Here is a 6,814-nt window from a genome sequence, read left to right as displayed (position 1 = left end):
CCTGTGGCCCCTTACCGGATCGGCATGGTTTTCAGCAGCTATGGCGCGGCGGTTTCCGACCGCGGGGATGGCTCGTCAGTGGCACAAGGTGAGGCCGGGATAGATCCGGTGCAGACGGCGTCGATCATTCCGGGCGTGTTCGGATCGGTTGCTTTGTCGATGCGCAATTTTCCAGTCGCGGCGCGCTGGGCGCCTGTCTACCAGGCAATCACCGCCTGCTCGGCAGGCAGTGCCTGCGAGCGCAAGAGCGCGGCTTTTGCCGACATGATCTCCGCCGCCCAAGGCAAGGGATTCAGCGAGAAACTATCCTTCGTCAACAGCAGCGTAAATCGCCTGATCGCATACCGGAAAGACAGCGTCGTCTACGGCAAACTCGACTATTGGGCGAAGCCTTCGGAGATTCTCGAGCGGCGCGCCGGCGACTGCGAGGATTTTGCCATCCTCAAGATGACGGCTCTGCTGAGGGCTGGCATTCCAACGCAAAGCATGGCGCTCGTTGTTCTCCAGGACCGCAAGCGAGGATTCTTTCACGCTGTACTCTCGGTGAGCACAGGCAGCGGCACCTTCATTCTCGACAGCCTCAGCAACACTGTTGTGCGCGATAGCGATCTCCCGGATTACGTTCCGCTCTATTCGTTCAGCACGGACCGGGCCTGGATCCACGGCTCGAGACCGGGCGGAGCCCAGATGGCTGACATCAAAGGCGGTTTCGCAACCGTCGCACCTGGCGAAGGTTTTCAGCCATAGGTTTCGGCAAGATTGTGCGATGCATTCCGGCGCGGGGGGACAGTCTATCTGTGGTCTAACCGCCGAAGACGAACGCCATCAGCAACTCCGGCTCGACCACCGGAGCCCTCACCACATTCAACTGCCCTCGGTATCGACGGTCACCGGCACCGATGACAAAACCGGTAGCCACGGGCGCTTCGCCATTGGCGTCGAGCCGCGCGAAGATGTCGGCCACATTGAGGTCCAGCGCCAGCTTGAGGTCGTGCCGGGCATCATCGTTTGGAACGATCGGCAATTGACGCTTGACCAGTTGCTGGAACGGCGCGTTGAACGTCAGGATCTTCTTCGATGAAGCCAGGGCAAAGGCCGGTGACGGGCAAGCGAGCAGTATAGCGCTGATGGTATTGATCGACGCAAGCCTTCGCAAAGTCAGGTTTTCGTCCGCCAATCCACGCATGCAGGCCACCCTGATCGCGGATGTCAGGTTACCTGTCTGCGCCTGGCTTTCGGCGATCTCATCGATGAGCATGCCGATCGTGCACTTCCTGCTTTCAGCCATCTGCTTCAGCGACATCCAGAATGCCCGCTCCAGACGGATGCCGCGTCGTATGCCGCCACGTGCCACGACCCGAAATTCCAGCCCAAAATCCTGGGCCGTGACCGCAGGAAGCAGCCGCTCGCCATCAGGATGGTGAAAGCTGGCGCTACCGCTCACTCATCGCCTCCTCACGTGCCTTGTTGATCGGCTTCAAGAGGTAGTGCAGGATCGTCTTGCGCCCGGTCTTGATGTCGACTGAACAGATCATTCCGGGGATGATCGAGTAAGCCTTGCCGTCTCTCTCAAGTGTCGATTTGTCCGTCGACACGCGCACCTGGTAATAGGGTTCCCCTGTCTTCTGGTCGACCAAGCTGTCAGCCGTAATGTTAGAGACCTTGCCTTCGATGCCGCCGAAGATCGAGAAATCATAGGCGGTGACCTTGATAAGTGCTTCCTGGTCGGGACGGATGAACGCGACATCCCGTGGCGAGACCCGTGCCTCCACAAGCAAGGTCTCGGAGGTTGGCACGATGCCGGCCACGACAGCACCAGGCTGGACGAAGGCCCCGACCGTGTTCAGCTCCAGCGTGTTGACGATGCCGTCCACCGGAGACCGGATATCGGTGCGCGCGACCTTGTCGGTGGCCCCCCTTATGGTTTCGTCCACCACCGAAAGGTCCGCCAGCGCCTGGGTAAGGTCGTCCAATGCCTCCTGCTGCAGTTGCAGGCCGAGTTCTTCGACCTGAAGCTGAGCTTCCGTAATCGACGATTTGATCTTCTTTATCGTTTCGCCGGCTAGGTTCAGCTGGCCGTTGAGTTCGGTCTGTTCGCGCTCTACCCGGAGCTGCTCGGTCCGTGCCATCAGGCCTTTCTTGACCATCGCGTCGACCAGTTTTGCCTCCTGGTCGCTGACCACCAGGTTTTTGGTCAGACGGTCGGAATTGGCCACCGCCTCGGCCAGTTCCCTCTCGCGCTGGTCAAGGCGTGACTTGAGCACGGACAGCTTGTTGTCGAAGTTCTCGCGTCGGGCGATGAGCAGCTTCTGTTCATTGTCGCAGATTTGCGGAGCGATTGACTGAATGTCCGGCGGGCACGGAAATGGGCCCGAGAGATTGCCGGCCTGTTCGTATTTCAGCCTTGCTATGCGCACTTCCAGCGCGCGCGCCTTGGCCTGCTGCTCGCCAAGACTGGACGTGTTGAGCGTGTTGTCCAGGCGAATGATGAGATCGTTCTTCTTGACGATCTGGCCAATCGTCACGGCGATTTCCTGAACGACACCGGCTTCGCTCGCCTGAATGATCTGGGTCTTGGAAGCGGGTATGACCTTGCCGTCGCCGCGTGCGATCTCATCGACTTCGGCAAAGGACGCCCAGGCGACAAAAACGACGAAGAGCGCTCCGATGATGAATATGGACGCCGACGCAAACAGCGGCGGTCGATCTTCTCTGGCAAGCATTTCCCACGCCCCAACGCATTGGATGCAATATTTGTCTTGTCAGGCGCTTGTTTTCTGCAACGCCTGTATGACTTGGTCTTTCGGTCCGTCAGCAACGATCTTGCCCTGTTCGATAACGATCAGGCGGTCGGCCAGTTCAAGCATGCTGAAGCGATGTGTCGAGACGATCAGCGTGGTGTCACGGTCAAAGGCGACTTTGAGCTGCTTGATCAACTGGCGTTCCGATGCGAGATCCATCGAGCCCGACGGCTCATCCAGAAAGACGATTTTCGGTTTGGTCAGCAGCAGGCGTGCGATCGCCACCGTCTGCCTCTGGCCGCCTGAAAGATTGGTGCCGCGCTCGCCGACATTCATGTCGTAGCCGCGTGGGTGGCGTGAGACGAAATCGTCGACGCCAGCCGCCTTTGCCGCCTCGATGATCTGCTCATCGGTAGCCTCGGGGCATGCCATCAGGAGGTTCTCCTTGATGGTGCCCGAGAACAGATCGCCAGCCTGCGCAACGATGCCGACCGCGGCGCGAACCTCGGACGGGTGATACTGGCGAATATCGATCCCGTCCAGCAGCAGCTCACCGGAGGTCGGCAGGAAAAGCCTGCCGATCAGCCGGCCCATCGTCGTCTTTCCCGATCCTATGCGGCCGATGATGCCGATCCGCTCACCCGGCTTGACCGAGAAATTCAGGCCGGTCAAAACCTCGTTTTCGGAGCCCGGATAGACAAACCCGACATTCCTGAACACCATCGCCCCCTTGCGAATGGGGCGGTTGACGAAACCCACCGTTTCCGGTCGGTCTTCCGGTTGAGCCATGATCGAGTTCACCATTCTCAACGAGAGCATGGCCTGGCGAAACCGGGACAGGGTGATGGCGATCTGGCCGAGCGGCGCTACGGCCCTGCTCGCCAGCATCACCGTTCCTATGATTGCTCCCGTCGAGACATGCCCTTCCGAGAAGGCATAAGCGCCGGCCACGACCAGAGCGACGGTCACCAGTTGCTGTATGGACTGGGTTATGTTGCCCGCGGCCGCCGAAAGCTGTTTGATCTTCTCGGACGTGTTGGCGGCGTTCTTGGAGTGCTCCCCCCATTTTCGCAGCAGATACGCCTCGGCGCGCAGCGACTTGATGGTCTCCAGCGTGGAGATGGATTCAACCAACAGGGCCTGGCGTTGCGAAGCTTCGTTCATCGACGCAGCGACGCGCTTGCCGATGCGGCGCTGGGTGATCAAACCGACGATGACGGACATCACGAAGGCCAGCGCCGGTATGATCACCAGCCAGCCGCCTATCGCGTAGATGACAAGAAGAAAGATGAAGACGAAGGCCGTGTCGATGAACACGCTGATGGTGTTCGAGGTGAAGAACTCTCTGACGAACTCATATTGCGTGACCCTGTTTGCGTATTCACCGGTCGAGCCGGGACGCGCCGACAGCGACGAGTTCAGCACTTTCTCGAACAGGAGATAGGATATCCGAAGATCCGCTTTGCGCCCTGCATAGTCGATGAGTGAAGCCCTGGCCGTCTTCAAGAGCAGGTCGAACAGGATGACAGCGCCAATGCCGATCGCCAGGACCCACAGCGTCGACACTGCCTTATTGGGCAGGATCCTGTCGTAGACGTTCATGGTGAAGATCGGCGAGGCTATGGCCAGAACATTGATGAACACCGCCGCCAGAACGACCTTCGAATAGGTCCGCCAGAAAGCGCCCATCGTTCCGGTCAGCCAGTGTCTTCTCTCGATCTTGGCTGCCGAGCCGACCGTCATGCCTTCGGCGGCGTTGGCGTAGGTTATCGAGAAGGATACGCCACCGCTGATATAGCTGGCGGCGAGTTCCGATCTGTCGATTGCGGTGCGGCCGTCTTCCTGCGGCGCGGTGATGTATGCACCGCCTTCGGTTTGGGCGAGCAGGGCGACCGGCAACTGGCTGACGCGAAAGACGATGGCGGGAAAGTCTACGCGTCCCCTGAGAAAGTCGCGGTGACTGAACTCGGTGACTTCCAGGCCGATGCGCTCGGCAAGGTGCCTGATGTCGTCGACCTCAATTCGCGTGTCCGAGAGCGGCACGCCGGCGAACAGCACGGTCTCCGCGCTCGGCCTGCCGAGATATCCGGCAACCGCTGAGAAGCAGGCCTTGAACGCCTCCTTGGGGGAGAGGATGTTGGGTTGCTGGTTCACGATCTGCCCGTCAGGACTCTCGCAGGACCTTGTGCCGTCTTATTTCTTCCTCACTGGGGCGAGGATGTCGAAAGGCAGGTCGTTCTTCTGCTCCGATGGCGTCCGCGCATAGGTTTCCGTGTCTGCGGTTTCCGGTGCTGCAAACTCGGCTCGTGCATAGGCCGTCGCTTGCTTTGCCGGCTGAAGGTTCATCGTTTTCAGCAATTGTCCGGTCGCGGCCAGAAGCCGGTACTGGGCAAACAGCGATGCATAGGAAGCGGTGTCCGCCAGCGTTGCCGTGTTGAACCGCGTATTCTGTGCATCGAGCACGTCGAGCAGCGAGCGCTGTCCGACTTTGAACTGCTCGCGATAGGAAGCGACCAGCTTCTCATTGGCGGCGGCCTGTTGCCTCAGGGTCTTTGCCAGATCGGCTTGCCGGAACCGGCGATCCCATGAGGTGCGAACAGCTTCCTCGATTTCGCGCTGGACCTGATGCAGCGCGAGACGCTGTTCACTGGTGCGGCGGATCTGCTCCTGCTCATTGGCCTTGTCGATGCCACCGCGGTAGAGGTTCCAGCGCAGGACCACGCGCGCTTGCAGGTCGGAAGTGTCGCCATTGTCACCGTCAATGTCAGTTCCCGCCCGGGCGACACCTTCAGCGATGATGGAGGGGCCAAATTTTGCCCGCGCAGCGTCCACGAGGGAGGCCGCCGCGTCGATGTCGCTGTTGGCCATGTGCACGCGCGGATTGCTTTCGCGCGCCAACCCTATTGCCTCGTCAAGCGAGCGCGGGAGTGCGGCCGAGACGTCGCCCGGTCTCGAAGGGCTGATCAGCGGCTTTCCGACGGTCTTGAAGAAGCGGATCTTGGCCGCTTCCAGTTCCTCGGTCGCCTCCTGCATGCGCGCCTTGGCGGCGAACAGCCGTTCCTCGGCCTGTTGCCGGTCGGCCTCGTTCAGCGCGCCGCCCGAGATGCCTTGCCGGATGTCGCCGAGAATTGCCTGATGGAAGCCGAGATTTTTCTTCGCTTCGGCGACAATCGACGCCTGCAGCATGTACTCCAGGTAGTCCTGGACAACGGACAGCCCGATGAATTCGGACCGTTCCAGCACCCGGAATGAAGCGCCATCGACGCGCGATGCCTGGCGGTTCAATTCGGCCCGCCTTGCGCCGCTGTCATAAAGCGTCTGCGAAACGGTAAGATCCGTTTCAGCTGGATAGAGCGCATCGTCTTGTATGGAAAGCGAGCGCCTGGATGGATTGTCCAGCCGGCGAACGCCAGCCGATGCCTCGACATCGACACTGGGAAGATAAAGGCCTTTGGCTTGCCGCAGCTCGAACTCGATTGCTTCGCGGTTTTCGATCGCCTGTCCAATCTCGGGATTGGATTCCACCGCAACAGCCATCGCCTCCTTGAGCGTGAGCGCATGAGCGCTCGCGCAGGTCAGCATCGTGGCCGCCATCAAGAGACCAAGGCGCTTGCCTATGGTCGACACGCTTGTCGTATTCATTCAACCCACCCTAACGTTTCCCCAGCGCCTTTTCACAGCGCTACAACCAAGCCCAGGGGCTGCCGTTGGAGAACTATCCAACAGATTCACGAAATATGTGAGTGATTATTAATTTAGATAACACTAAAAGAGCTGATTCGCGCTACAAGGCTGCGGGATGTAGCAAAAATAGCACATAAACATCGACCCGCTGCGGTTGCACCCGGACGCTGTCACGTGTGGGAAACCGCAAAAACATGAGGGCCGCCGGCCAATGCGGGCAGAATCGTAGCAGACGCGAACAGTCGCTATTGACGACTAATCCAGAGTTGGATCGCTGTTTCGGACAGCGCCACGCTAGGTGCCGCGTGCCATCGAGGATAGCAATTCCCGCCAAAACACGCTCTCGGCAGCCTGTCGGCGCCGACTAGATGTTCTCGCGGGTGTAGATC

Annotated in this window: 5 protein-coding genes; 1 reads left to right on the top strand and 4 read right to left on the bottom strand. The window is 59.7% G+C overall.

Features of this window, described 5'->3' with window-relative positions; all coding sequences use genetic code 11:
• A partial coding sequence (locus EN935_RS16515; RefSeq protein WP_245488987.1) for a transglutaminase-like cysteine peptidase occupies positions 1 to 747 on the top strand: 747 nt, incomplete at its 5' end.
• Positions 748 to 802: 55 nt separating this feature from the next.
• On the opposite strand, the gene EN935_RS16510 is transcribed toward EN935_RS16515, so the two are convergent.
• Genes EN935_RS16510 through EN935_RS16495 form a run of 4 tightly spaced genes read right to left on the bottom strand, consistent with a single transcriptional unit; the run spans position 803 to position 6,383 of the window.
• Positions 803 to 1,444, bottom strand: coding sequence for a ribbon-helix-helix domain-containing protein (locus EN935_RS16510; protein ID WP_109659512.1), 642 nt, complete (start codon positions 1,442 to 1,444; stop codon positions 803 to 805).
• Complete coding sequence (locus EN935_RS16505) at positions 1,434 to 2,723, bottom strand: HlyD family type I secretion periplasmic adaptor subunit (protein WP_127262904.1); 1,290 nt, start codon at positions 2,721 to 2,723, stop codon at positions 1,434 to 1,436. Before EN935_RS16505 ends, EN935_RS16510 begins: the two co-directional genes overlap by 11 nt.
• Before the next feature lie 39 nt (positions 2,724 to 2,762).
• Positions 2,763 to 4,895: a type I secretion system permease/ATPase gene (locus EN935_RS16500; RefSeq protein WP_127262905.1), complete on the bottom strand. Its 2,133-nt coding sequence runs from the start codon at positions 4,893 to 4,895 to the stop codon at positions 2,763 to 2,765.
• Positions 4,896 to 4,934: 39 nt separating this feature from the next.
• The gene (locus tag EN935_RS16495; protein ID WP_109659506.1) at positions 4,935 to 6,383 is read right to left on the bottom strand and encodes a TolC family outer membrane protein; all 1,449 of its coding nucleotides are present in this window, start codon (positions 6,381 to 6,383) and stop codon (positions 4,935 to 4,937) included.
• Positions 6,384 to 6,814: the final 431 nt, after the last annotated feature.

The organism is Mesorhizobium sp. M7D.F.Ca.US.004.03.1.1 (assembly GCF_003998635.1).
GTDB classification, from domain to species: Bacteria; Pseudomonadota; Alphaproteobacteria; order Rhizobiales; family Rhizobiaceae; genus Mesorhizobium; species Mesorhizobium loti.
The sequence above is the reverse complement of the archived record's forward strand: the minus strand, read 5'-3'. Positions and strand labels throughout refer to the sequence as shown.

Coding starts and splice junctions, on each gene's coding strand:
- EN935_RS16505 (WP_127262904.1), bottom strand. CDS start 2,723: ATGCTTGCCAGAGAAGATCGACCGCCGCTGTTTGCGTCGGCGTCCATA.
- EN935_RS16495 (WP_109659506.1), bottom strand. CDS start 6,383: ATGAATACGACAAGCGTGTCGACCATAGGCAAGCGCCTTGGTCTCTTG.